This window comes from Pseudomonas sp. DTU12.1 (assembly GCF_009873475.1).
Taxonomy (GTDB): Bacteria; Pseudomonadota; Gammaproteobacteria; order Pseudomonadales; family Pseudomonadaceae; genus Aquipseudomonas; species Aquipseudomonas proteolytica.
The window spans coordinates 2,337,417-2,361,714 of record NZ_CP045254.1; the positions used below are offsets into that span (position 1 = coordinate 2,337,417).

At 62.9% G+C, this 24,298-nt stretch carries 20 protein-coding genes; 7 read left to right on the forward strand and 13 right to left on the reverse strand.

Annotated elements, in window-relative coordinates; all coding sequences use genetic code 11:
• The first annotated feature begins 49 nt into the window (after positions 1 to 49).
• The 5 genes from GDV60_RS10445 (at position 50) to GDV60_RS10465 (ending at position 5,531) form a co-directional block, all read left to right on the forward strand.
• Positions 50 to 682: a glutathione S-transferase N-terminal domain-containing protein gene (locus GDV60_RS10445; protein ID WP_133715646.1), complete on the forward strand. Its 633-nt coding sequence runs from the start codon at positions 50 to 52 to the stop codon at positions 680 to 682.
• Positions 683 to 846: 164 nt separating this feature from the next.
• On the forward strand, positions 847 to 1,401 hold the full coding sequence (locus GDV60_RS10450) for a DUF4174 domain-containing protein (protein WP_104912034.1): 555 nt from the start codon (positions 847 to 849) through the stop codon (positions 1,399 to 1,401).
• A 155-nt stretch (positions 1,402 to 1,556) separates the two neighbouring features.
• Entirely contained in the window at positions 1,557 to 2,072 is a 516-nt protein-coding gene (locus GDV60_RS10455; RefSeq protein ID WP_029293221.1) for a sigma-70 family RNA polymerase sigma factor, read from the forward strand.
• Positions 2,069 to 3,028: a FecR domain-containing protein gene (locus GDV60_RS10460; RefSeq protein WP_159907063.1), complete on the forward strand. Its 960-nt coding sequence runs from the start codon at positions 2,069 to 2,071 to the stop codon at positions 3,026 to 3,028. Before GDV60_RS10455 ends, GDV60_RS10460 begins: the two co-directional genes overlap by 4 nt.
• An 82-nt stretch (positions 3,029 to 3,110) precedes the next feature.
• Entirely contained in the window at positions 3,111 to 5,531 is a 2,421-nt protein-coding gene (locus GDV60_RS10465) for a TonB-dependent receptor (RefSeq protein ID WP_070995577.1), read from the forward strand.
• A gap of 264 nt (positions 5,532 to 5,795) precedes the next feature.
• Here GDV60_RS10465 and GDV60_RS10470 read toward each other — a convergent pair whose 3' ends face one another.
• The 12 genes from GDV60_RS10470 to GDV60_RS10525 form a co-directional block, all read right to left on the reverse strand.
• Positions 5,796 to 7,202: a lipid II flippase MurJ gene (locus GDV60_RS10470; protein WP_159907065.1), complete on the reverse strand. Its 1,407-nt coding sequence runs from the start codon at positions 7,200 to 7,202 to the stop codon at positions 5,796 to 5,798.
• The gene (locus GDV60_RS10475) at positions 7,202 to 8,023 is read right to left on the reverse strand and encodes an acyltransferase (RefSeq protein WP_029293213.1); all 822 of its coding nucleotides are present in this window, start codon (positions 8,021 to 8,023) and stop codon (positions 7,202 to 7,204) included. The genes GDV60_RS10470 and GDV60_RS10475 overlap by 1 nt, the downstream gene beginning before the upstream one ends.
• Positions 8,020 to 9,423, reverse strand: a complete 1,404-nt coding sequence (locus GDV60_RS10480; RefSeq protein ID WP_070995580.1) for an O-antigen ligase — start codon at positions 9,421 to 9,423, stop codon at positions 8,020 to 8,022. The genes GDV60_RS10475 and GDV60_RS10480 overlap by 4 nt, the downstream gene beginning before the upstream one ends.
• Positions 9,423 to 10,526, reverse strand: coding sequence for a glycosyltransferase family 1 protein (locus GDV60_RS10485; protein WP_092235396.1), 1,104 nt, complete (start codon positions 10,524 to 10,526; stop codon positions 9,423 to 9,425). Before GDV60_RS10485 ends, GDV60_RS10480 begins: the two co-directional genes overlap by 1 nt.
• Positions 10,517 to 11,731 (reverse strand): glycosyltransferase family 4 protein, encoded by a 1,215-nt coding sequence (locus GDV60_RS10490; protein WP_159907067.1) that lies wholly within the window; start codon positions 11,729 to 11,731, stop codon positions 10,517 to 10,519. The genes GDV60_RS10485 and GDV60_RS10490 overlap by 10 nt, the downstream gene beginning before the upstream one ends.
• A 25-nt stretch (positions 11,732 to 11,756) precedes the next feature.
• Positions 11,757 to 13,097 (reverse strand): beta-xylosidase, encoded by a 1,341-nt coding sequence (locus tag GDV60_RS10495; RefSeq protein ID WP_029293205.1) that lies wholly within the window; start codon positions 13,095 to 13,097, stop codon positions 11,757 to 11,759.
• Positions 13,094 to 14,275, reverse strand: a complete 1,182-nt coding sequence (locus tag GDV60_RS10500) for a glycosyltransferase (RefSeq protein WP_133715641.1) — start codon at positions 14,273 to 14,275, stop codon at positions 13,094 to 13,096. Before GDV60_RS10500 ends, GDV60_RS10495 begins: the two co-directional genes overlap by 4 nt.
• Complete coding sequence (locus GDV60_RS10505) at positions 14,275 to 16,254, reverse strand: exopolysaccharide transport family protein (RefSeq protein WP_092235408.1); 1,980 nt, start codon at positions 16,252 to 16,254, stop codon at positions 14,275 to 14,277. The genes GDV60_RS10500 and GDV60_RS10505 overlap by 1 nt, the downstream gene beginning before the upstream one ends.
• A 76-nt stretch (positions 16,255 to 16,330) precedes the next feature.
• A complete protein-coding gene (locus GDV60_RS10510; protein ID WP_133715640.1) occupies positions 16,331 to 17,164 on the reverse strand; it encodes a polysaccharide biosynthesis/export family protein in 834 nt (277 codons plus the stop codon).
• 6 nt (positions 17,165 to 17,170) lie between these two features.
• The gene (locus tag GDV60_RS10515; RefSeq protein WP_029293197.1) at positions 17,171 to 18,082 is read right to left on the reverse strand and encodes a glycosyltransferase family 2 protein; all 912 of its coding nucleotides are present in this window, start codon (positions 18,080 to 18,082) and stop codon (positions 17,171 to 17,173) included.
• Positions 18,082 to 19,545, reverse strand: coding sequence for a mannose-1-phosphate guanylyltransferase/mannose-6-phosphate isomerase (locus tag GDV60_RS10520; protein ID WP_133715638.1), 1,464 nt, complete (start codon positions 19,543 to 19,545; stop codon positions 18,082 to 18,084). The genes GDV60_RS10515 and GDV60_RS10520 overlap by 1 nt, the downstream gene beginning before the upstream one ends.
• On the reverse strand, positions 19,545 to 20,984 hold the full coding sequence (locus tag GDV60_RS10525) for an undecaprenyl-phosphate glucose phosphotransferase (RefSeq protein ID WP_092235420.1): 1,440 nt from the start codon (positions 20,982 to 20,984) through the stop codon (positions 19,545 to 19,547). Before GDV60_RS10525 ends, GDV60_RS10520 begins: the two co-directional genes overlap by 1 nt.
• Positions 20,985 to 21,479: 495 nt before the next feature.
• Between GDV60_RS10525 and GDV60_RS10530 the strand changes: the two genes are divergently transcribed.
• Positions 21,480 to 22,109: a LysE family translocator gene (locus GDV60_RS10530; protein ID WP_029293185.1), complete on the forward strand. Its 630-nt coding sequence runs from the start codon at positions 21,480 to 21,482 to the stop codon at positions 22,107 to 22,109.
• 124 nt (positions 22,110 to 22,233) lie between these two features.
• On the opposite strand, the gene inhA is transcribed toward GDV60_RS10530, so the two are convergent.
• Positions 22,234 to 22,914 carry an isonitrile hydratase gene (inhA, locus tag GDV60_RS10535; protein WP_070995585.1) on the reverse strand — a complete coding sequence of 227 codons (681 nt, stop codon included), beginning with the start codon at positions 22,912 to 22,914 and terminating at the stop codon, positions 22,234 to 22,236.
• A 90-nt stretch (positions 22,915 to 23,004) separates the two neighbouring features.
• Here inhA and GDV60_RS10540 point away from each other — a divergent pair, with 90 nt between their 5' ends.
• The gene (locus GDV60_RS10540) at positions 23,005 to 23,973 is read left to right on the forward strand and encodes a GlxA family transcriptional regulator (RefSeq protein ID WP_159907069.1); all 969 of its coding nucleotides are present in this window, start codon (positions 23,005 to 23,007) and stop codon (positions 23,971 to 23,973) included.
• Positions 23,974 to 24,298 lie beyond the last annotated feature (325 nt).

Consider the following 24,298-nt stretch of genomic DNA (forward strand, 5'->3'; position numbering starts at 1 on the left):
GCGGGAAAGCGTTTCACTCTGGACGCTGAACCGGTCGGAGGAACGCCCCATGTACACGCTCTACGGCACGCAAAGCTCAGGCTCATGCATCGTTGAAATCGCCCTGCAACGTTGCGGCGTGCCCTGGCAACAGGTCGATGCCAGCCCCTGGGGCGACACGGCGGGGATGGAGGCTCTCGGGCAGATCAACCCGCTGCGACAAATCCCCACCCTGCAACTGCCCGACGCCAGCGTGCTGACGGAAAGCGCGGCGATCCTGATCCATCTGGGCCTCGAGTATCCGGCCAGCGGACTGCTATCTGGTAACCGCGCCCAGATCATTCGCGGCCTGGTGTACATCGCCGCCAACTGCTACTCGGCGATCACCATCATTGACTACCCACAACGCTTTCTCGACGACGCCGACGAGACGGTGCAGGCGCAACTGATTGCGGGCACGCAACAGAAACTGCATCGAACCTGGCAGGTATTTGCCGAGCAGTTTGCCGGGCAACTTTTTACCCCGCAGGGGTTGCCCAATGCCCTGGGCATCATGGCGGCCGCCGTGTCCCGTTGGGAGGGCGTGCGGGACGTCCTGCAGCATTCCCACCCCGCGTGCGCCCAGGCTCTGGCGCGGGTGGATGGCGATCCGCAGGTGGCTCCGGTCTTTGCCTGGCACTGGCCGGATTGGCCCGCGCAGTGAGCCCTGGCAATCAGAAGAAACAATGAGGCCCGATGGGCCTCAAACCCTTGCGTCGCGGGCGTCCTAGCCTACTCTTTCTGATAGTCGCGTAGGAATCATCCTTGAAATTGACTGTCGCAGACATGAAACTCAAAAACTCTGCATGGAATTGGAAGGAGGTACGCATGCTCGTCCGGTCGCTGACCCTGGCTACCTTGATGGCGTTTACGGGGCCGTTGTTGGCTGCGGATAACCGAGGCCCGCTGGAACAGGATCAAGGCAAATTTCGCCCGCTGATCGTGATTGCACCCAGCTCTATCGACCCGACTCAGGTCCAACTCAAGAAAGATCTTGAACAGCCTGAGAACAAACAGAAGTTCGCCGAGCGCAACATGGTGCTCTACACCGTGAACTACACGAGCATCGGCACCGTCGGCCAGCGCGACGGCAAGGACCTCGGCGCCCAGGACACCAACGCGCTGATCCGTGCCCTCAAGCTTGGCGCAAGCGCCGGTACCAAAGTGATCCTGGTGGGCAAGGACGGCGAGAAGAAAGTCGAAAAGACCGTACCCCCCGATACCCTTGACCTTGCAGAATTTTTTGCCGCAGTCGACAAAATGCCAATGGCCGAAAAAGAAGCCGCCGCACCCGCCGAACCAGAACCTGCCGCACCGGCTGCGGGCAAGCCTGGCGCCAAAGCCAAGCCTGGCAAGCACGCGCCGCAACCCCTGGAAGATTGACGCTTTCGGAACAACCCTTTGTAGGAGCCGGCAAGCTGGCTCCTACAGTGGACACGTTGGCAAGCCCTACAAGCCGTGTGCCACTTGCAGGCATTGCGCCATGAAGCATATGATAACCGTTATCATTTACGGCTTACCTCCTGTGCGCGTCCTCCATGCCTCCGATTCCTGCGACAAGCCCCACTGACCTCGCCACCCTGTATCAGCAGCAACACCGCTGGCTGCAGCACTGGTTATGGCGTCGTTTGAACTGTTCGCAGAGCGCTGCTGACTTGGCCCAGGACACCTTTCTGCGCCTGCTCGCCAAGAATCAACCCCTTGAGGTCCAAGCCCCCCGCAGCTTTCTGGCGAAAGTCGCACAAAGCGTGCTGTCCAATCACTTTCGCCGGCAAAAGCTGGAAAAGGCCTACCTGCAAGCCCTGGCGCTGTTGCCAGAAGAGGTGGCGCCCAGCGCCGAGACCCAATGGCTGCTCCTGGAAACCCTGATGGCCCTCGATGAAGTGCTCGGCCGCCTGGCATTGCCGGTGCGCCAGGCCTTCCTCTGGTCGCAGCTCGATGGCTTGAGCCACGGCGAAATTGCCGAGCGCCTGGGCACCAGCATCACTACGGTCAAGCGCTACATCGTCAAGGCCGGTGCGCAGTGCATTGTGCTCGACAGCCAGCGCCCATGAATCCGTTGCCCCTGACCCTGGAAGCTGCTGAGCAGGCCATGCACTGGCAATTGGAGTTGCAGGCAGCGGACGTTACTGAACAGACCCGCGCGCAATGGCTGGCCTGGCGCCAGCTAGATCCTCTCAACGAGCAGGCATGGCAGCATTCCCAGCGGTTTTTCCAGCGCATGCACGAGGTGCGAGACCCCGCGCACCAGGCTCTGGTCAGCGCCACCCTGTTACCGGCGCTGTCCCGTCGTCGGGTCCTGAAAAACCTGGCCCTCTTGCTGGCCGCCGGCAGTGTGGCGTGGACCGCCCGGGATGCCGGGCTGTTGCAGCCCTGGACCAGCGATTTCAGCACCACCGTCGGTGAGCAATGGCGTATCGACCTGGCGGACAATACCGAGATCCAGCTCAATACCGACACCGCTATCGATGTGAACTACAGCCCCGACCAGCGCCTGATCCATCTGTTGCGCGGGGAGATCCTGGTAGTACCCAACCCGTTGGACGCCCGCCCGCTGTGGGTGAAAACCGCCGAAGGCCTGACCCATGCCGCAGGCGGGCGCTTCAGCGTGCGCCAGCGCGATGGGTTTACCCAGTTGGGGTCCGACCGGCAGCCACTGGCGGCGCAGATTCCATCGCGCAGCCTGAGCCTTTCGCCCGGCGAGATCGTCAGCTTTGACCAGCAAACCCTGTTGGCGCGACGCCCGCAGCGCGCCGGCGAACTGGCCTGGGGCCGCGGCATGATCGTCGCCGAGGGCCTGCGCCTGGAAGACTTCCTCAATGAATTGAGCCGCTACCGACGCGGGCATCTGGACTGTGACTCGAGCGTGCGCGAGCTGCGTGTGTCCGGCACCTATCCGTTGGCCGACACAGACCGCATCCTCACTGCGCTGCAACACACCCTCGAGCTGGACGCGCAGCATTTCACGCGGTTCTGGGTCACGCTTAAACCGCGTCGGGCGCAGGTATGAATTTATTTTGCATGCATGTGGTCCGTTTCCGAATCTCACGAGACTTATATCCCCAGACACTCACTTATCTGGGGAACAGCGCATGCATCCGCAACGCACCATTCGGGCAACACTGAAAAAATCACTGGCTGTGGCCGTCGTCCGCGGCATTGCCAGCTTTGCCGGGGCAGCACCGTTGTTGCTGGCGCCCGCCTGGGCCATGGCGGCGCCACAGCAGGAGTTCGACATTGCCCCAGGCTCCCTGGCCGGTGCGTTGAACCAGTTTGGCCAGGCCACGCATATCTTGCTGTCCTACCCGGCCGCGCTCACGCAAGGGCAGACCAGCCCCGGCCTGCAAGGGCGACATGACCTCGACACCGGCCTGGCAATCCTGCTCAGTAACAGCTCGCTGCAAGCGGTGCGCGGCAGCGGCGATAACTACTCCCTGCAACCCCGTCCTGCCGACGGCGCATTGCAACTGGGCACCGTATCGATCTCCGGCAAGGCGCCGGGGTCGACTACCGAGGGCACCGGCTCCTACACCACGCAGTCGTCCAGCAGCTCAACCCGCCTGAACCTGACGCCCAGGGAAACCCCGCAATCATTGACCGTCATGACCCGCCAGCGCCTGGACGACCAGCGGCTGACCAACCTGTCGGACACCCTGGATGCCACCCCCGGCATCATTGTGTTGCGCGACGGCCTGGGTTCGGAAAGCGACGCCTATTTCTCCCGTGGCTTTCAGATCCAGAACTTCGAAATCGACGGTGTGCCCACCGTCACCCGCATGGACAACTACACCCAGAGCATGGCGATGTACGACCGGGTGGAAGTGGTGCGCGGCGCCACCGGCCTGATCAGCGGCATGGGCAACCCCTCGGCCACCATCAACCTGATCCGCAAGCGCCCGACAGCCGAGGCGCGGGCTAGCGTAACCGCCGAAGCAGGCAACTGGGACCGCTACGGCAGCGGCCTCGACGTATCCGGCCCCCTGACCGAAACCGGCAATGTGCGCGGGCGCTTGGTGGCCGACTACAAGACCGAACACGCCTGGGTCGACCGCTACAAGCAGCAGACCCAGTTGCTGTACGGCATCACTGAATTCGACCTGACCGAAGACACCTTGCTGACCATGGGCTTGAGCTACCTGCGCACCGACGTCGACGCCCCGGCGCGCTCCGGTTTGCCCACACGCTTTACCGATGGTTCGCGCAGCAACCTCAGCCGCTCCCTGAATACTGCGCCGGCCTGGTCCTATAACGACCATGAGCAGACCAGTTTCTTTACCTCCATCGAGCAGAAGTTCGACAGCGGCTGGAGCGCCAAGGCTGAATTCACCCATTCGCAAAACAAGTTCGATGAGGTGTTCAACTACGTCAACGGCAGCCTCAACAGTGATGGCAGTGGCACCACCCAGTTGCCAGTGCGATTCTCTGGTACCCCGCGCCAGGATAATCTCGACCTGTACGCCACCGGCCCGTTTGACCTGCTGGGCCGTGAGCACGAGTTGATCGCCGGCGTGACCTTGTCCAAGTACAAGGAAAACGTGCCCAGCCATGGCGGCTGGAACTATGCGTATTCCGGCTCCCCGGCGGGCGCCATCGACAACCTGTTCAACTGGGACGGGCACTCGGCCAAGCCGGACTTCCCGGTGACCGGCAAATCCTCGGTGGATGAAAGCCAGTACGCCGCCTACCTGAGTACCCGCCTGCGCATGACCGACGATTTGAGCGTGATCCTCGGCAGTCGGGTCATCGACTGGAAGCGCGACACCCAGGACAGCCCCTACGGCGGCGTTGCCACCCGTACCAGCGAGTCGGAAACCGGCGTGTACATTCCCTATGCCGGGGTGGTCTACGATCTGACCGACAATTGGTCGGCCTACGCCAGCTACACCAAGATCTTCAATCCCCAGGCCAGTTGGGTGCGCGACATCAACAACAAGGCCCTGGAACCCATGGAAGGCAAGGGCTACGAGCTGGGCTTGAAGGGCAGTTTCTTCGACGAGCAGTTGAACACCAGCCTGGCGCTGTTCAAGTTGGAACAGGACAACCTGGCGATCTGGATCGACACGCCGGGCGGCAACACCTATCGCAACGAGAAGGGCACCACCACCGAGGGTGTCGAACTGGAACTCAACGGTGAGCTGGCCGAAGGCTGGCAAGCCTCGGCGGGTTACGCCTATGCGGTCAGCACCGATGCCGACGACAAACGCATCGTCACCACCTTGCCGCGCCAGAGCCTGAAAACCTTCACGACCTACCGCCTGCCGGGAGCGTTGAGCAAGGTGACCGTGGGGGGGGGAGTGAACTGGCAGAGCAAGGTCGGTGAAGACCTGCACACGTTCAGCCAGGGTAGCTACGCCATCACCAACCTGCTGCTGCGCTATGACGTGACGCCGCAGCTAAGTACCTCGGTCAACCTCAACAACCTGTTCGATCGCGAGTACTTCAGCTATGCCGGCAACCACGGAATGTACGGCGCGCCGCGTAACCTGATGACCAGCATCAAGTACGACTTCTAACCCTGCCCCCGATCCCCTGTAGGAGCGGGCTTACCCGCGATAGCAGTAGTTCAGGCGCTGTTACTGTCGACTGACACACCGCCATCGCAGGCAAGCCAGCTCCCACCTTTGATTGGTGTCACGGCCAAAATACTGCACCCGACAAATATCCCCTGTAGGAGCGAGCTTGCTCGCGATAGCGGCGTATCAGCCACCGAATCTATTGGCTGATCCACCGCTATCACAGGCAGCAGCTCCGCGCGTTGCCTTTTTGCTATGCGCAGCTCACGCCTTCCACGGCTTGAGCCACAGCCCCAACCCCAGCAGCACTCCGGCGCCTGCCAGGGTGCTCAAGCCCAGTTGCCAGCCATCGCTGTGCATTGGGTGCAGGACCAGCGCCGCTGCTCCCAGCAACACCACACTCAGCCCCCACTGCAATGGCCAGCCCAGTTGCCCGAGCAGGTGTTGGCGTTGCATCAGCAGCAGGTTGGTGACGATCACCCCACCCAAGGCCGCCAAGGCGATGCCCGGCAGGCCGAAAAAGTACGGCAGCACTACCAGCAGGCCGGCATTGACCAGGCTGCCCAGCAGTTCGCACTTGAGCGGCAGGCGCGTATCGCCGCTGGCGTAGGCATAGCGGGCGAGCATGGCGTTCCAGGCGCCGAACACCAGGGGCGTGGCGAACCAGGCAAGCAGGGCGGGCAGCGGGCCGTCGGCACTTTGCGCCGGCATCAGCAGGTGAATCAGCACGGGGCTCGCGCCAATCAGGCCGAGGGCGGCCGGCAGGCTCAGTAGGGTTGCGGCATCCAGGCCACGGCGCAGCAAGGCCAGGCGTTGTTGGCCCTGTTCGCCGCTCATCAGCCCCAGCAGCACCTGGTTGAGGCTCATCAGCGCAATCAATGGCAGGTTGATCAGTTTGCGCGCCAGGTTGACCCAGGTCACCGCGCCTTCGCCCAGGTAGCTGGCGATCAGCCGTTCGAGCAAGGCCAGGCCCTGGCTGGCGACATTGCTTGCCAACAGCGGCCCGATACGTCCCAGCAGCTCGCGGCCGGCCTGGGCATCGCCCTTGAGCTGCCAGGGGCGCCAGCCGAACGACCAGACCGGTGCCAGCAGCGGCAGGCACATCAACACGCTGCCGGCAAAAAAACACAGCGCCAGTTCTTCGCTGTCGCTGGCCGTGCCCTGGATAAACAGGTACAGCACCGGCGGCAGGTTGAACAGTAACGAACCCAGCCCCGGCAGCACAAAGCGCTGGCGCGCCTGCAACGGAATACTGAACAGGCCATGCATCACCAACCCCGGCGCACAGGCGGCCAGCCAGCGCAGGTTGGCCGCGGCCTGGTCGTGGGCGGCGGCATCCAGCCCCGGGCCGATCAGCCGTACCCACAATGGCGCGCCCAGTGCCAGCAGGGCGAACAGACCCAGGCCCACGCCGAGCAGGCGCGGCGACAGGCTGGCCAACCACGCTTGCTGGCGTTGCCCATCACGTTGTTGATAGAGGGGCAGGGCAGCCGCTGCGAGCAAGCCGGCAGCCAGGGTCATGCGTAGCGCTTCGGGCAGAAACACCGCCACCAGGAACCCATCGCTGCGGCTGCCCGCACCCCAGGCCGCGACCAGCAGCCATTCCCGGGCAAAGCCGGCCACCAGCCCGGCGAGGGTCGCCAGGGTCAGCCACAGGGTGCTGCCAAACATCAGTGCAACAGGGTGAACAGGCCCTTGCCACCCACCTTGTAGTTCAGCCCGCGAACGCGTTCGCCCATGACTTTGGCACCGGTGCCGCCGACAATTTTGTACGGCGCGACGGTTTTGGCCACCACGGTATTGGCGGTCACCACCGAGCCTTCGCACAGATGGGTGCCGAAACCGATCAGTGCCCGGCTGCCAATCCACACGTAGTCGTCGATGTAAATCGCCCCGGAAATCGACCAGAACTCCGGCGCCTGCAAGTCATGGCTGCCGGCGATGATCAGCACATGGGAGGCAATCGCCACATGGTTGCCGATCACCAGGCCAGAGCGCGCATCCACCTGGCAATGCCAGCCGATCACGGTGTCGTCGCCCACTCTGAGGTTGTGGATGCCCAACACCTCGGTGTTGCGCCACAGGCTGGAGCCCTTGCCGATCTTCGCGCCGCCCAGGCGCAGCCAGCCGATACGGATGTGGTGGCTGGGGATCTTGTTGATCAGGATGTTGTAGGCCATGTCCCAGGCGCTGCGCCAGCGGTCCTTGAGGGTTGCCCAGTTCTTGCCATAGATCGGCAGGAACTGCGCCGGGATATCCTGTTTCATGCGATGGAACAAGCGGCGTGCCACCGGATGTCCAATGGTCGGCTCCACGTCGAAAGAGGTCATCCAGAAGAGTTTGTTGCTGCCTTCGCCTTCTTCAAAAACCACCTCGTTGGCCAGGCACCAGGCCAAGCCATCTTGCAAGTCTTCCAGGCTCACACCGAGTTCGCTGGCCAAGGCGGGCAGGCGGTCACGCAGGTCGGGGGAGTGAATAGTGCGATGTTTCATGGTTGGCTATCCTTTGGCACGGAAACAGGAGCAGAAGCGGTCACGGTCGGGTTCAGGCGCACCTGTTGCAGGCTGATGCCCATCAACAGCCAGAACAGCGCGATCAATACAAAGGTGAAGCTGAAGTAGTGGTCGAAGATCCCGGTCAGCAGCGCCGCCAGTACACCGCACACACAGCCCAGCCACAGTGCGTTGTCGGCGGTGACTTTACGCACCGAGCCCAGCGGCCGAACCTCACGCCACCACAACACGGTGACGGCGATAAACAACAGCATCCCGGGAATGCCGATCTTGTAGATGAAGTTCAGCCACAGGTTGGAAATCCCCAGCAAGTTGCTGCCCGGCACCGGTGGGTCGATCTTGAAGCCGATGCCCAGCGGGTACTTGGCCATGACATCGGGGAACCCGGCGTACTCGTCGAAGCGGATCTCGGTACTGGCGTTGGTGGTCGAGAACATCGTCATCAAACGGTCCTGCAACGGCGGATAGAACATCACCAGGGCGATCACAAAAGCGACGCCGATGCCGATAATCCGCCCGCTGTGGGGCACGCGCTTGTAGGTCAGCCAGATCAGGATCAGCGCCAGGGCCACAATCGCGCCCCGGGAGATGCTCAGCAGCAGGCCGGCGCAACCGAGCACCGCCACCGCCAGGCCCAGGGCACGGCGCCAGCCGGTGCGGGTCCAGCCGTAAAACAGCGCCAGAGGGATGAACAGCACCAGCACGCCACCGGTCAGGTTCGGGTGGACCCAGGGCGAGGCCATGCGTTTGTAGTTGGCCGAGAAGATGTCCTTCACCGCCTCGGGGTGGGCGTATTTGAGGTCGGTGAGGATGTCGATCATCGACATCGCATTGCGCGTCTTGAGGAACATGAAGATCGACAGCGACAGCATCGCCAGGTTGCCCAGCAGCAGGGCGACCACCACTTTGTCGCGGTCGGCATCGGTGCGCAGCAGCAGCGGCACGATAAACAGCAGCGACAGGTTCATCAGCCAGCGCACCCAGTTGACCGGCCCGTTGCCCTCGGCGTGGATGATGATCATGCCCCAGATAAACGGGATGGTGCTGAACAGCATCAGCCACATCAAGGCCCGCTCCGTGGGGCGCCAGACCATGAAGCCACGGGTCTTGCCGATAAACGATTGCCAGAACACCCCGGCCCAGGTCAGGCCCAGCACCGCTTCGCTGATGGTGGTGCGGATCCCCAACTGCAAGGTGGTGTAGGGAATACTGGTGGCCAAGACGGCAAAGATCAGCAGCCCCCACAGGGGTTTGCGGATCAAGGTCAGCGCCACGCCCAGGCCGACCACGATCATAAAGACCTTCATCGGCGGCAGTGCCAACAGCAAGCCACCGAAGATCAGGCCCAGGAGCAGACTAACGAGTTTTCCTGGCAGCATTAGCGGTTCAATTCCTTGAGCAGTTTATCCAGGCGCAGGCGGTAGGCCGGTTCGGCAAATTGCCGGGCCCACGTGCGTTGCAATTCGGGGTCGGCCTTGGTCCCGGGCGCTGCCAGTGACACCATCAATGTTTGCAGTTGCCCGGCGTCGTCGGGCGCAAAGCGCGCCGCCGTGGGGGGCGCCACTTCATCCAGGGCCGAACCACGGGCCACCGCCACCGGCGTGCCGACACTCAGTGCTTCCACCACCGGCAGGCCAAATCCTTCGGCATAGGAAGGCTGCCACAGGTACGCGGCATGCCGGTAGAGCGCCTGCAACTGGCCGTCGGACAGACCGTTGCGCCAATGCAGGCCGGGCAAGTCGCCGAGGGGCGCCGGCACATCGCTGGCGTGGCCGACCAGCACCAGGTCCGGCACGTTCGGGTCCCTGGCGCGGCTGGCTTGCCATTGCGCAAGAAAGAACGCCATGTTCTTGCGTGGCTCACGGGTGCCCACCACCAGCCAGTAGCGCGCGGGCAAGCCCTCGGGCAGCGGCTCGGGGGCTTCGGTGAACTGCGGCACCAAGTTGTGCAACACCCGGAACTTGGCCCGCGCCCAGGGGAACAGGCGCGCGGCTTCATCGCACGAAAACTGCGACGGGCACCACACCCGGTCCGCCTGCCACACCGACCAGGCAATCGACGCGCCATCGATCAGGCGGTAGGCCACGGCCTTGAGCCGGGAGCGATGGAAGTTGCGATGGGTCAGTTGGAACAGGTCGTGCAGCACCAGCACATAGCGGGTGCCGGCGGGTTTGCGGCACAAGGGCAAGCCCATATTGGCGGTGGCGATGTACAACTCGATCCGCTGTTCGTGGATCCCCCGGGGCAAAAAACCGCGTTCAAAGCGCAGCCGTACCTGGGGGCGTTGCAGGCCTTCCAGCGGGCTGGCCCAGGGCGGGCAAACCGCTGTGTCGCGCTGGGGATGATCCAGCGGCGCCTCGCTGAACAGCACCACTTCAGTGTTGTCCCGGGCGCGCAAGGCTTGCTCCAGGGCCAGGACCTGACGGGCGATGCCCGACGAAGGCGCGACCGTGGCGGGGCGGTAATCCAGGGCTACGCGCATGCTTGGGGCTCCTGATGGGTGGGCAAGGTGCGGTAGATCTGCTCCAGTTCGTTACCGGCCACCGCCCAGTCGTGATAGTTGCGCGCGTAGTCCCGCGCGGCATCCGCCAGTTGGCTGGCCAGCGCCGGCTCGTCCAGCAGGCGCACAATGGCGTCGGCCAGGGCTTCGGTGGTTTCGCCAGGCAGATAGTGTGCTTGCGCCTCGACCGCCAGCCCGGACACGCCCTGGGCGGTGCTCACCAGCGGCAGCCCGGCGGCCATTGCCTCCAGCACTTTGAGTTTGGAGCCGCCGCCATGGCGCAGGGCGGCGACAAAACCTGCGCAGCGGCGTTGCAAGGCGGTCAAGTCGGGGACAAAGCCCTGCCATTCAATACGTTCGTCCGGCCAGCGCTCACGCCAGTGCTCGGGCAAGCCAAAGCCAGCTACCGCCAGGCGGGCGCTGGGGCACTGCAACCAGACCCTAGGGAAGATTTCGTCGAGCAGCCACTGCACCGCATCGAGGTTCGGTGCGTATTCGTAGTTGCCGACAAACAACAGGCGCTGGCTCTGCGCATCGGCGCTGACCGTGCTGAACGCACGGCTGTCGACCCCGTTGACCACCACGCTCACCGGGGTGGCGGTCAGTTGGCCGATGGCCTGGGCGTCGGCCTGGGTCACGGCCACCACATGGCACGCCGCATCAAACGCCTTGCGCTCCCACTGCCGGCAGCGCCACTGGTCGTAGCGCACGAACGGCCCGGCCCACTTCGGGAAACGGTCATAGGTGGCGCCGCCCAGGCTGGATTCCAGGTTGTGCTCGGTGAGCACGAAGTCCCGCGATTGCTGGCGCAGGACACTGAAGTACGGTTGCAGGCTGTAGCTGTGCTCGACCTGGATCACATCCCAGGTTTCGTCCAGCAGTTCGCCAAAGCGCGCCTGCAACACCGGTGACAGGCCGTTGACCGTGGTCAGCAACGGCCAGGGCGCAAACACTCCGGCGAGCAGGGTCATGGGGTGTTTGAGCGGTCGGCGTGGTACCACGATCAAGCGTTCGAGCAAGGGCTCGAGGGCGGCGTGCACGGCGGCGTCGGCCGGCGTCTTTGATTGCACCAGCAAGGTGATGCGGTGCCCGCGCTCACTCAAGGTACGCAGCAAATGGTACTGCCGGGTCTTGCCGCCGCTGGTCATCGGCCACGGCAGATAGGGCACAATCCACAGGATTCTCACGTGCAGCTCTCCATGCCTGGGCGTGCTACCACACCAGTATCTGCAACGACGGTTTCACCACGGGGCGAATGCCGTTGTAATCGTTAAGGGCCTGCCTGGCGCCGGTCAGCGGGTCCAGCAACTCGGCGCGCTGTACCTTGGGCAAGGTGATGCTGGTGCCTTCAGCGCTCCAGTACATCAACAGGTGTTTGCCGTCTTCGCGGGTCCAGGCCACGCTGTAAAAAGTCTTGGGTACGTCTTCCAGCACCGGGGTGACGCCCGGCTTGAGCGTCGGCCCGGTGATCTCGAGGAAGCGGGCGAGGGCGCTGTAGACCGGCTTGGGTTCGCCGTTGAGGTCGAGCAGGCCGTAGTGCTGGTCACGCACGGAGGCGCGTTCATCCAGGTCGGACAGGGCAAACAGGAAAATCTTCTGGTAGTCCTGGGACGCCATCAACGCCAGGCGGCGCAAGGTGAAGTCGGCCTGGCCGTCGACGCCGATCAGGTCCTGCATTTCCTTGGGCCCGCTATAGCTGGACCAGCCCCACTCGGTGGCCCAGACATCCTTGACCCCGGCACCGTGCAGCACCGCATTGAGCTGGTCGCCGCGCAGCAGGACTTCGTTCTTGCCTGGTTCGTCGGTTTCAGGGGTCATCGAATACGGGTGATATGCCGCCACCATGCCCAGGGTTTGTACGCCCATTTTGCCGAGGGCTTCAAACATCAGGGTTTTGCCGCGCGGCGGCATCTGGCTGTAGTAGGCCATGCCGCCCATCACCTGGATTTTGTCCGGGGCGGCGATATTCAGTGCCTGGTGACTGGCCAGCAGCAAGCGCGCGTATTCCTCGGCATTCACTTGCGGGCGCCAATTGTTCGGCAGGTTCTGTTCGTTCCACACCTGCCAGGCGTTGATATTCGGGTAGCGCTTGGCCAACAGCGCCAGGCGCAGGGCGTACACGTTGGCATCCCGTGGGCGGTACTGGTCCTGGAATTCCGCGCCCCTGGGGGCTGTGGTGATGAACGGCGCCGAGCCCACCAGGTAGAACACCGAGCGGATCTTCTCGGCGGTCAGGGTGCGGTCCAGTTCATCGAAGGTGCTCAGTTGATAGTCTTCCTCCTTGGGTTCCAGGCGGTCCCAATGCAGGTCGACGCGCACCCAGTCCAATCCCAGTTTCTGGTATTGGCGGATCTGCTTCTGGTACTGCTCGGGCTTGAACCACAGAAAGTGCGCGTTCACCCCCAAAAACTCGCGCCACACCACGGTGCGCTGGGGCGCCAAGTTGACCGGCTCTGCGTCGACCTTTTCACTGAGCAGCAGCGCGCCGCCCACGGCCAGGGCAATGACCAATGGCAAGTAGCGCCACATCGGGCGAGTAGAGGACGTGTTCATCGCAAAGGCTCCTTGACTACGGCCTGGAACAACTCGGCAAAGCGTTGGGCGGTGCTGGCCCACTGGCGCTGCCGGCCGATATCGGCAGCGTGGTCGGCCCACTGGCGGGCCTGTTGCGGGTCGAGGATCAAGCGGCTCAAGGCATCGCTCAACGAGGCGATATCCCCCTGTTGATAGGTGATGCCATTGCCACCGGCGACTTCTTCGGCGAAGGCGCGGGCGTTGGAGGTAATCACCCCGCGCCCGCAGGCATTGGCCCAGGACAGCGCGCCGCTGGTGCCGCGCATCTGGCCGAGGAAGCCGAGCTTTTTCGATTCGCGGTAAGGCAGCACCATCACATGGTGCGCCTGGATCGTGTGCGGGATATCGGCCGAAGGCAGGTCCAGTTGCCAGTCCACCACATCGCCCAGGTGCAGGGTGGCGATCAGTTGGCGCAGGCCATCGAGGTAGTTGCCGGCCGGGTCGAAGGTCATTTCCGGTGCGGTGCCACCGGCCAGGGTCAGGCGCACCTGGCCACGGCATTGCGGGTGGGCGGCCAGGGTGCGGGCCAGGGCCTGTAGCAGGTCTTCGATGCCCTTGCCCCGGTAGATAAAGCCGAAGTACAGCAGGCGCAGCGGTTGCAACGGCGGCAAGGCCACGGGGGCGATGGGCAGGTTGCCGTGGGCAATCACCGCCACTTGCTCGGGCTTGAGGCCCATGCGCTGGCGCAGGCAGTCGCCGCCCAGGCGGGTGAGGGTGATCAGGCGGCGCATGCTTTTGGCCAGGCGCCGTTCTTCGTAAAGGGTCAATGGATCGGCCAGCAACGCCGTCGCCTGGGGCAGCGGGTGGGGCAGGCGTTCGAGCAGGGTCAGCGGGAAAAACAGCTTGGCCCGGCGCCAGATCAGGCGTTCCGGGTCGTGCACGGTGGCGGTCAGCGGCAATTGCGGTTGGGTGCGGCGCAGGTAGTTCAGGGCCTGGAACTCGGCAAAGCGCCCGCCGCCCAGCTCGGCATGCACCAGGTCCACGCCGCGCCAGTCAAAGGCTTGCAGGCGCTGCAGCTGTTGCGCCAGGTCCAGGCAACCCTCCAGCGGCGTCAGCACCTCCAGGCCTTGTTCGCGCAACGCGCTGCGCAAATGCGCAGCGTAGTCGGCGATCCCGGTCTGCTCCGGCGGCAGTGGCGCCAGCAGCGCAATGCGCATCAGGCCGCACCGCGCCAGCTGTTGATCCGCGCCAGGACATTGGCCGGCACTTCAAAACGGCGGCGGTTGAGGATCATCCCGTCGACTTTGCCGAACGCGGTGGTCAGCAACGACAGGGCGTTCTCGATGGTCGGCACGGTACTGGTGCGGGCTTCGATCACCAGCACAATCTGGTCGGCGCGGCGCAGGGTGAGGAATGCCTGCGGGTTGGACGACAGGGCAGACGCGTCCAGCAGCAGCACTTCACCCGGCTTCGCGGCGTCGCTGCCGTTGACCGAGACCCGGTGGCCGCGTTCTTCCAGCAGACGCTTGAGTTGCTCGATGATAAAGCTTACGCCTTCGCCATGCCGTGCCGAGGTCAGGCCCAGGGCAAAGCCCTCGCTGGCGATGCGCTCGGCGGGCAGCAGGCTGTACAGGCGATAGATGCTGGCGGTGAGGGCTGCCGGCGTGGCGTGTTGCACATCGGGGATGCTGCTCCACAGCGGTACACCGAACACTTCCTGCAAGCGCGCACCATCGTGGATGCGCTGGTCCAGCAGATACAGCACATAGATGGTCAGCAAACCGACGGCCAGGCCGGCGGGAATGGTGAACAACAGAATCAGCAGGCTCTTGGGAAACACGCGCGCCGGGTTAAGGGTGGCGTGTTCGATCAGGGCGATGTTGCTGATCTGGCTGCTGTCCAGTTCGTGGTCGATGCGCGCCTGTTCGAGGTTTTCCGAGTACAGCGCGTAGCTTTTCTCGGCGGTGCGCAGTTGCTGGGTCAGCTTGTTCAGTTCGGGTTCATCGGTCATCGCCTGGTCACGCTGGGCGCGCAGTTCGGCGAGGGTCTTGTCGTAGTTCTCGATTTCCCCGGCCAGTTTGCGCTCCTGCAACTGGGCGTCGATGATCTGCTGCTTGACGTTGATCACCAGGCTGTTGGGCGCGGTGTTTTGCGAGCGTTCCAGGCGTGTTGCTTCCTGGGCGCTGAGAGCTTCCATGTCGCGGATGTTCTGCTCGATCTGGTTGACCTGCGGCGTACCTGGCAGGTAGGTGCGCAGCAGGCGTGCGCGTTCCACTTGCAGGGCGTTGAGCTGGCGCTTGAGGTCAAGCTGGGTCGGGTTGAGGCTGGTTTCCCGGGCCGTTACCACTTCCGCTGGCTGGTTCTTGATCTGCTGGCTGGCGTTGGCCAGGAAGCTGCGGATCCCCGCGATCTGGTTTTGTGCGGTGACCTTGGCGTCGGTGACGCGGTCGATCTGGTTGGTCAGGTTTTTCAGACGCGCGTCCACGCTGATCGAATCGATCTGCTTCAAGCGACCCTGCAGTTCATCCTTGAGCCCCTGGATGTTGGTGGCGACCTTGGTGCGCTCGGCTTCATAGAAGGTATGCAGGCTCTTGCGCCCGAGAATCCGCGCCCGCTCTTCGAGGTAGGCATCGACCCAGGTCTCGACGACCTTTTGCGCGATGACCGGATCGTCCCAGGTGAAGGAAATCTCGATCACCGAGGAGCCTGGTTCGTGACCGGCTTCGAAGTTCTTCTCCAGCTTGGTCGCCAGGCGTTCCAGCGGGCTTTGCTTCTCGGCAAGACCCACGAATTGCAGGACGCTGCGCACCGCATCGAGCACTTCACCCGCGGCTTTCTTGACGTAGAACTTGGTGACTTTCCAGAAGCCCTGTGGCGGCTCGGACGTCATCGCCAGGTAGCGCTCGGCAACGATATGCACGATGGGCCGGCCGGTGAGCATCTTCTCCTCATCCACGATCGGATCGTGTTGGGTGCTGGGTGCAATCAGCGTCTGGCGGTTGGCGGCTTCGATCGGCAATGTGGTGTTGTCCCGCCCTGGCTTGACCAGCAAGCGCGCGTCGGACTCGTAGCGAGCCGGCAGCAGGAAGGCACCCAACACGGCCACCACAATCGTGGTGATCACGGCCAGTTTGAATTCGCGGCGGAAGATGAAAAACAGCCGCAAGAGGTCGCGTAGAGAGCGGATTTCGATCACAGGATCACTCCATTGATAGGGAGGTGAAGATGGGGCTTGGGTGCAGGCATCGAAGTTTCAAAGACGCGTTCCATTGCTAAGGGACCCCAGGGATGTTGACGTTGTCGATGCTGGTGTTGTTGGTCGTATTCCCGCTGTTCTTCACGCCGCTGTCGTTGAGGTCGTAATTCAAGCCAATACCAATACCCTTGTTGATCGGGAACAGGCGGGTGAAGTACATGTCCACCGCCTCCACGGTTGCGCCAATGCCCGACTGCGGCACAAAGATCAAATCGCCACGTTGCAGCGCAACCCTGGGATGGTTCGGGTTGGTCAACATGCTGTTCAGACTGATGAAGTACGTCCGGTACTTGCCATCCGGGCCGGTGCGCATTAACGCCACATTGGAGCTGTCCGCTGATGGCAATACCCCGCCGGAACTCAGCAACGCCTGCTCCACACTGACATTCCCCGCCAGGTCGAAAAACGCCGGATTAGGCACCGCACCACCGATAAACACCTTATTGCTTGGGGCACTGGCGATGTTCACCGTCACTGCTGGCTCGCGGTAGATGCGCTTGTACTTGTCGGTAATTTCCTTCCCAAGGTCTTCAGGCGTGCGCAATGCCGCCTTGATCCGACCGATGTTGGGCATTGAGATCACCCCGTCGGGACGCACGACAAATACCGTCATGTCGTCGGCTGCCGCGGGCTCCTGCGCATCGCGCACGATGCGCAACAGGTCGCCACTCTGGATCAGCACCTGTGGGGGCGGCAGGTCGGCCAAGGTCAGCGCCGCTTGATGGCCGGCCTTGAGCGTATTGTCATCAGGAAGCGGCACCCGCGCAGGGGTCGAACAACCAGCCAGCCAGATCGAGGCAGTCAACAGGCTGAACAGGGTAAGACGGGAACGTCGGTTGGTAGTCTTCATGACGGCTCAAGTCCAGTAGGTGGAAAACATGCCCAGGCGCTGCTTGAGCGATTTGGGCAGGTAGCGTTCAAGGTGGCCGAGGCGATAGCCCAGCAATTTAAAGGCACTGCGCACCACCACTTCGGGGGCGCGGTGCAAGGCGTTGGCCTCGCGCAAGGCACGTAATTCGGCCAGTACATAGCGTTTACCTTCGCCGCCGGCGTCGCCGAACGCTTGGCGAATCCACGGCTCGCGGCCGTAGAACACACCAATGTCGAAGTAGCGGTGAAATTCATCCATGAGTCGGTAGTCGTGGGAGTGATAAACCCGGGCGCTGGCCGCGTACTGCACCTTCCAGCCTGCCAGCAGCATGCGCGCGGCGACGTAGGCGTCCTCGCTGCCGATCACATCGGCCGGAAACCCGCCCACGGCCTGCAGGGCGCTGCGCCGGTACACGGAAAACGAGTCGGAGCTAAAGCACGTCTTGATCCCCAACTGCGGCGCATCGGCCAGGCTTTTGCTGCGGCTGTGCGCCGGGTAATTGAAGTGCCGCGACTGCGCACCCAGCACCCCGGCACCGGGGTGCGGCAGTTGCCGGCCGTAGGCAACACCATTGAGTGGGTCCAGTTGCAGCTCTTCGAGCAGCTTGGCGAACGTCTCGGGTTCGGCCGGGATCGCGTCCTGGGTCATCACGATCAGGGCGTCGCCGCCCACCTGTTCGCTGGCCCAGCGCCGCGTACCGCCGTGGTTGAAGTGGCGGGCGTCGATCACTTCGACACGGGCGCCGAACTCGCGAAAGCGCGCCACCGTGTCGTCGCTCGATGCGCTGTCGACCACCAGCATTTCGTCGGGTTGCACGGTTTGCATGCGCAGCGCCGGCAGCAGCCGGTCGAGGTGGCTGGCGGCATTGCGGGTCGGGATGATCAAGGAAGTACGCATCAGGGCTGGGGCTCGCTGCCGGGCGCGCGGCCGTAGATATCATCGAAGCGCACGATGTCGTCTTCGCCCAGGTATTCGCCGCTCTGCACCTCGATCATTACCAGATCGATGATGCCGGGGTTGGTCAGGCGGTGTTTGTGCCCGGCGGGAATGTAGGTGGACTCGTTCATGTTGAGCAGGATCTCGCGCTCACCATTGGTGATCATGGCGGCGCCGCTGACCACTACCCAGTGTTCGCTGCGGTGGTGGTGCATCTGCAAAGACAGCGAGCCCTTGGGCTTGACCACGATGCGCTTGATTTTGAAACGGGTGCTTTCCTCCAGCACTGTATAGGTGCCCCAGGGCCGGGTGACGGTGCGGTGCAGGCTGAAGGCCGGATGGTTCTGGCGCTTGAGCTCGGCGACGATATGGCGCACGTCCTGGCTGCGGTTGGCGTCGGCAATCAGCAGGGCGTCGGGGGTGTCGACGATGATCAGGTCACGCACCCCGACCGCCCCCAACACGCGCTTGGGTGAGTCGATGTAGCAGTTGTGCACGTCGTGCAGGATCGCTTCGCCATTGATCTGGTTGCCGTTGTCGTCGCTGGGGGTCAACTGGCGCACGGCCTCCCAAGAGCCGATATCGCTCCAGCCAATGTCACAGGGCACCACGGCGACCTGGGCGGATTTCTCCATCAGGGCCACGTCGATGGAGATGTCCGGCGCGGTGCCAAAGCCTTGCGGGTTCAGTTCGCGCTGGCGGCTGCTGCTGTTCTGCAGGCTGGTGCTGTGCGCCAGCGCGGCTTTGGCGGCGTCGAGCACGGCTGGCGCGTGGGTCGCCAGCTCGTCGAGCACGGTGGCGGCCTTGAAGCAGAACATCCCGGCATTCCACAGGTGCTTGCCGCCGTCCAGGTAGCCTTGGGCGGTGGCCAGGTCGGGTTTTTCGACGAAGCGCTGGACGCGAAAACCCTGTGCCAGGGCCGAACCTTGTTCGATATAGCCAAAGCCCGTTTCGGGGCGGTCGGGCTGGATGCCGAAGGTCACCAGGTAACCCGCTTCGGCCAGTTCGCGGGCCTGGGCCACGGCCTGGGCGAACGCGCTTTCATCAAGGATCAGGTGGTCGGCCGGCATCACCAGCAACTGTGCGTCGCCGCCGAAAAACTCTTGCACATGCAAGGCCGCGACCGCGATGGCAGCGGCGGTATTGCGGCCAAACGGTTCGAGCAACAGGTCCAGGCCCAATTGGGCCGTGTTGACCGCGCGGTAATCGTCGAGGGTGCGAAACAGCAGGTCGCGGTTGGTTACCGTCAGCACGCTGTCGACCCCCGGCAGGTTGCTGGCGCGCAGGAAGGTTTTCTGCAGCAGGCTCTGGTCGTCGCGCATACGCATGAACGGTTTGGGCATGTTCTGCCGCGAAACCGGCCACAGCCGCGTGCCCGAGCCACCGGAAATGATGCAGGGAATCAATCCGTTGAGGGTGTTCATCAATAGACTTCCTTGGTGGAAAGGACGGCCGGGACCGTCATGAAAACGATGTACAGGTCAAACCACACCGACCATTTGGCGATGTATTCCAGGTCGTATTCGACCCGTTTCTGAATTTTGAACAGGGTGTCGGTTTCACCGCGGTAGCCATTGATCTGCGCCCAGCCGGTGATGCCTGGCTTGACCCGGTGGCGCGAGCTGTACTCGCTCACGGCTTCCTCGAAAGGAATCCCGGCGGCCTTGGTGGCAGTGGCATGGGGGCGGGGGCCGACCATCGACATGTTGCCCAGCAACACGTTGAACAGTTGGGGCAGCTCGTCGATGCTGGTCTTGCGGATAATCCGCCCGACGCGGGTGATGCGCGGGTCGAGGCGGGTGGTCTGGCATTCGGCATTGCGGTCGGTCTGGTCGACGTACATCGAGCGGAACTTGAACACCCGGATCAGGTTGTCGTTGTAGCCAAAACGCTTCTGGCGAAACAACACCGGGCCCTTGGAATCGAGCTTGATGGCGATGGCCGTCACCAGCATGATCGGGGAAAACAGCAGCAGCCCGGCACTGGCCAGCAACAGGTCTTCGCAGCGCTTGATAAAGGGTGACCAGCCGCGCAGTGGCAGTTGCGAGGTGTTGAACATCAGGATGCCGCCGACATCGGTGATGCGGTTGTGGCCATAGCGCAGGGCAGCCATGTCGGGCACGAGCATGACGTTGACCGACATCTGCCGCAGGCGCTTGACCAGCCCGTTGATGCGCTGCTCGGCGGCCCAGGGCAGGGTGATCATCACCTGGTTGACCTGTTCGGACCTGATCAGCTTTTCCAGGTCGCGGGTGTTGCCCAGCAACGGCAGGTTGCTCAATTCCTTGGGGATGCGTTCGGTACGGTCGTCGATAAAACCGATCAGGCCGGAACGGATATCACTGTTGCGCGACAGGTGTTCGGCCACATGCACGGCGGTGTCGGTAAAACCGAGGATCACCGTGCGCTGCAGGAACTTGCCGTTCTTCATCAGGTTGCGATACAGGCGCAGCATCAGGATGCGTTCCACGCCAAACAACATCAGGCTCAGGGTGAACCAGAACATCAGGTTGCGCGGGCTCAACTGCGGGAATAGCAGCAGGATCTGGTACATGAACAGCAGGATGCAAAACGCGGAAATCCAGGCGACCAACATCACGCGAAAACGCAGGCGGTTGCTGAACAGATCCTCGGAGTACACCCCCAGGGCCTGGAACAGAATGATGGTAAGAATCGCAAAGAACAGTAGCAGGCCAAGGTAGTGGCTACGCATTTGCGGGTCCACCGGATCCGGATAGAACAACAGGATCATCGCCGGCAGGACCGCCGTCAGGCCGTGCAGTAATTTGACGAAAACCACGAAGAATTCAACAAAGCCGGTACGAGTCAGAAACAGGCTGTCGACTGACGACTTGTCACGCATAAATCATCCCTCAATGCACCACCAGGACTTCCCTGTTCGTATGCTCATCCATAAGGCAGGTTTGCTTTATAAGTGGTGCAATGCGAACGACTGCTTTCGCTGGGTAAAACGCAATTACCTGTCTGCTCGCAGGTATTTTTGCTCGGTAATGTCTAAATGATGGCTCCTTCTGATAGGTTCGTCAAGGTTTTGACTTTTATCAGGGTTCTCGCCGTCGAGCTTCATAAGATACTCTTGTTGTGACGGTTTGTTGACATGTTTTGTGGGGGTTCTCAGATTTATCGAGAATAAGTGATGGCTTTTTGGAGTGTAGGAACAAAAACGGGAATTTTCCTGCGGGGAGGGAAATCCATTTTTTGACGGAGTGTAGGAGGGGCCCGGGCCGAATTTTGGGCTGGCGCCTACCGTTACGGTTTCGGGGGCGGTATCGCCTGTGCTGGTATCGGTGGCTGGGGTAGGACTAATCTACGGTTTTCCCTGGCGGATGAGCTGAGCATGATCGATCTCGCAACCCTGGCGGTTTTCTCTGGTTCCGTGTTGCTGTTGTTGCTGTCGCCCGGGCCGAACATGGCCTTTGTCATCAGCCATGGCGTGAGCTACGGCTGGCGGGGTGGGGTGGCGGCCGGCCTGGGGATCGGCGTGGCGGACCTGCTGCTGACCGCGTTGACTGCTACGGGCGTCACCGCCCTGGTGGCCAGTTGGCCTCCGTCCTTTGATTTGATTCGCTATGCCGGCGTGGTCTACCTGCTGTGGCTGGCGTTCAAGACCCTGCAGAAAAAGCCGTCCCTGGACACCGCCCAGGTTGTGCGGGTGCGCCTGGGCGGGGTGTTTATGCGCGCCATGCTCAACAGCTTGCTCAACCCTAAGGCGCTGTTGTTTTTCATGGTGTTCCTGCCGCAATTCGTCAAGCCTGAGGCCGGTCCCATTGCCCTGCAATTGGTGCAATTGGGCTTGGTCCTGACGTTGATTGCGGGCGTGTTTCACGCGGTGCTGGGAATTTTTGGCGGGGCGATCAGCCGGTTTTTTGCTGGCAGTGAGAAGACCGCAGGCCTGCAAAAATGGGGGCTGGCCACTGTGTTGACGGTGCTGGCCGTGCGCCTGGCGTTGATGCCGCGCACGGTGTAGATGGCGCGCAGGTGTATCTCCTTGTGTGAGCGGGCTTGCCCGCGATAGCGGTGGGTCAGCCAATACATTCGGTGACTGACACGACGCCATCGCGGGCAAGCCCGCTCCCACACTAGTTCGGCCTTCAGCCCAGCCGCGCCGCTGCCCGTGCGGTAATTTCGCCGCGGGTCTTGCGTGATTGCGCGGTGCGCTTGTTGGCCTCGTCCAGCACAGGCTGTGGTGCGCTGTCTGGCCGCCCGGCGTTGAAGGGCGGGGCCGGCGCATATTCGAGTTGCAGTTGCACCAGTTGCGCGGCCGCCTCGCCGTACAACTCGGCGGCCAGGGTCAGGGCAAAATCAATCCCCGCCGTGATGCCGCCACCGGTAAACAGGTTGCCGTCGCGCACCACGCGCTCCTGCACCGGGATCGCGCCCAGGGTGGCCAGCATGTCGTGATAGGCCCAGTGCGTGGTGGCCCGCCGCCCGCGCAGCAAGCCCGCCGCACCCAATACCAGCGAGCCGGTACACACCGACGTCACATAGCGTGCGGTCTGGGATTGCTGGCGCAGAAAGCCCAGGGTCGGCTCATCTTCCATCAACGGTCCTACCCCTGAACCGCCCGGTACGCAGATCACATCCAGCACCGGGCAGTCGTCGTAGGTGATGGTCGGGCTGAGCACCAACCCGCTGCTGGAGGTCAGTGGCGCCAGGTCTTTCCAGATCAGGTGCAGCTTCACATCCGGTAATGACGCCAGCACGTCGTAGGGGCCGGTGAGGTCCAGTTGCTGGATGCCGGGGAACAACACAAAGCCGATCTGCAAGGTCATGGTGAAACTCCAGGAAAGAGGATGGACGGCTTCACTCTAGTGGCCTAGGCTTTGGCGCATACGCCATTGAGCCCACGAATCACGCCAATCATGCCGAAAATCATCCACGTACTCGCGTTTGCCAATGTGCAGGTGCTCGACGTCACCGGCCCCTTGCAGGTGTTTGCCTCGGCCAACGACCTGGCGCGCCAACAGGGTTTGCCGTTGCCCTATGCGGTCAACGTGATTGCCGCCCAGGCCGAGCCGGTGATGACCTCTGCCGGCCTGGCCCTGGTGGCCGAGCCGTTGCCTGGCGCCGAGACGCCCTGCGACACCTTGGTGATCGCTGGCGGCTGGGGAGTGTATGGCGCGGCCGAAGACCCGGACCTGGTGGCCTGGGTGCGGGACAAAGCCAGGCACTCACGGCGCGTGACGTCGGTGTGTACCGGCGCCTTCCTGCTGGCTGGCAGCGGCCTGCTGGACGGCTGCCGTGTCGCGACCCACTGGACGCGCTGCGAGGAACTGGCGCGCAAATACCCGAGTCTGCAGGTCGAGGCCAATCCGATTTTTATCCAGCAGGGGTCGGTCTGGACCTCGGCGGGGGTCACCGCCGGTATCGATTTGTGCCTGGCCCTGGTGGAAGAGGACCTGGGCCGCGCGGTCGCCCTGGAGGTGGCGCGGCACCTGGTGGTATTTCTCAAGCGCCCCGGTGGGCAGTCGCAGTTCAGCGTCACCCTGTCCCTGCAAAAGGGCGGCAGCCGCTTCAGCGAGTTGCACGCGTGGATTGCCGAACACCTGCACCTGGACTTGAACATCCCGACCCTGGCGGCGGCGTGCGGCATGAGCGAACGCAGCTTCGTGCGCCATTACCGCGCCGAGACCGGGCAAACTCCAGCGCGAGCAGTCGAGTTGATCCGCGTGGAAACCGCACGCCGGCAACTGGCCGACAGCGCCGTAGCAATCAAGCGCATCGCCGCGCAATGTGGTTTTGGCAGCGAAGAGACCATGCGCCGCAGTTTTCTGCGCGCCTTGTCGATCACCCCGCAGGTTTACCGCGAGCGGTTTTCGGCGCCGGCTTGAGTCAGCTCAATGCTCGTGTGACAGCAGTGACCAGGTAAGGCGGCCGCATACCCGTCGGTCGCGGCACGCCAGTCGGGTACGTGGATGAGGATGGAGAGAATGGGGGACAGCCGAGCATTATCGGGCATCATGTTTCTTCCTTGAACACAGGAGGAGCGGTATATACCTGGCTTTTTCCGATTATGAAAGAAGTCGAGGTTCTGCGATGCCAATGGCAAGCGGGCTTATTGTGGCGAGCTGGCTTGTCGTGGCGAGCGGGCTTGCCCCGCGCTGGGCTGCGAAGCAGCCCCAATAGGGCCACCGAGTTCCCTCAGGCAGATCGCGA

Coding starts and splice junctions, on each gene's coding strand:
- GDV60_RS10475 (WP_029293213.1), bottom strand. CDS start 8,023: ATGAAACATCGCACTATTCACTCCCCCGACCTGCGTGACCGCCTGCCC.
- GDV60_RS10460 (WP_159907063.1), top strand. CDS start 2,069: ATGAATCCGTTGCCCCTGACCCTGGAAGCTGCTGAGCAGGCCATGCAC.
- GDV60_RS10480 (WP_070995580.1), bottom strand. CDS start 9,423: ATGCTGCCAGGAAAACTCGTTAGTCTGCTCCTGGGCCTGATCTTCGGT.
- GDV60_RS10485 (WP_092235396.1), bottom strand. CDS start 10,526: ATGCGCGTAGCCCTGGATTACCGCCCCGCCACGGTCGCGCCTTCGTCG.
- GDV60_RS10510 (WP_133715640.1), bottom strand. CDS start 17,164: ATGAAGACTACCAACCGACGTTCCCGTCTTACCCTGTTCAGCCTGTTG.
- GDV60_RS10530 (WP_029293185.1), top strand. CDS start 21,480: ATGATCGATCTCGCAACCCTGGCGGTTTTCTCTGGTTCCGTGTTGCTG.
- GDV60_RS10465 (WP_070995577.1), top strand. CDS start 3,111: ATGCATCCGCAACGCACCATTCGGGCAACACTGAAAAAATCACTGGCT.
- GDV60_RS10455 (WP_029293221.1), top strand. CDS start 1,557: ATGCCTCCGATTCCTGCGACAAGCCCCACTGACCTCGCCACCCTGTAT.
- GDV60_RS10515 (WP_029293197.1), bottom strand. CDS start 18,082: ATGCGTACTTCCTTGATCATCCCGACCCGCAATGCCGCCAGCCACCTC.
- inhA (WP_070995585.1), bottom strand. CDS start 22,914: ATGACCTTGCAGATCGGCTTTGTGTTGTTCCCCGGCATCCAGCAACTG.
- GDV60_RS10470 (WP_159907065.1), bottom strand. CDS start 7,202: ATGTTTGGCAGCACCCTGTGGCTGACCCTGGCGACCCTCGCCGGGCTG.
- GDV60_RS10540 (WP_159907069.1), top strand. CDS start 23,005: ATGCCGAAAATCATCCACGTACTCGCGTTTGCCAATGTGCAGGTGCTC.
- GDV60_RS10445 (WP_133715646.1), top strand. CDS start 50: ATGTACACGCTCTACGGCACGCAAAGCTCAGGCTCATGCATCGTTGAA.
- GDV60_RS10525 (WP_092235420.1), bottom strand. CDS start 20,984: ATGCGTGACAAGTCGTCAGTCGACAGCCTGTTTCTGACTCGTACCGGC.
- GDV60_RS10500 (WP_133715641.1), bottom strand. CDS start 14,275: ATGCGCATTGCGCTGCTGGCGCCACTGCCGCCGGAGCAGACCGGGATC.
- GDV60_RS10450 (WP_104912034.1), top strand. CDS start 847: ATGCTCGTCCGGTCGCTGACCCTGGCTACCTTGATGGCGTTTACGGGG.
- GDV60_RS10520 (WP_133715638.1), bottom strand. CDS start 19,545: ATGAACACCCTCAACGGATTGATTCCCTGCATCATTTCCGGTGGCTCG.
- GDV60_RS10495 (WP_029293205.1), bottom strand. CDS start 13,097: ATGAACACGTCCTCTACTCGCCCGATGTGGCGCTACTTGCCATTGGTC.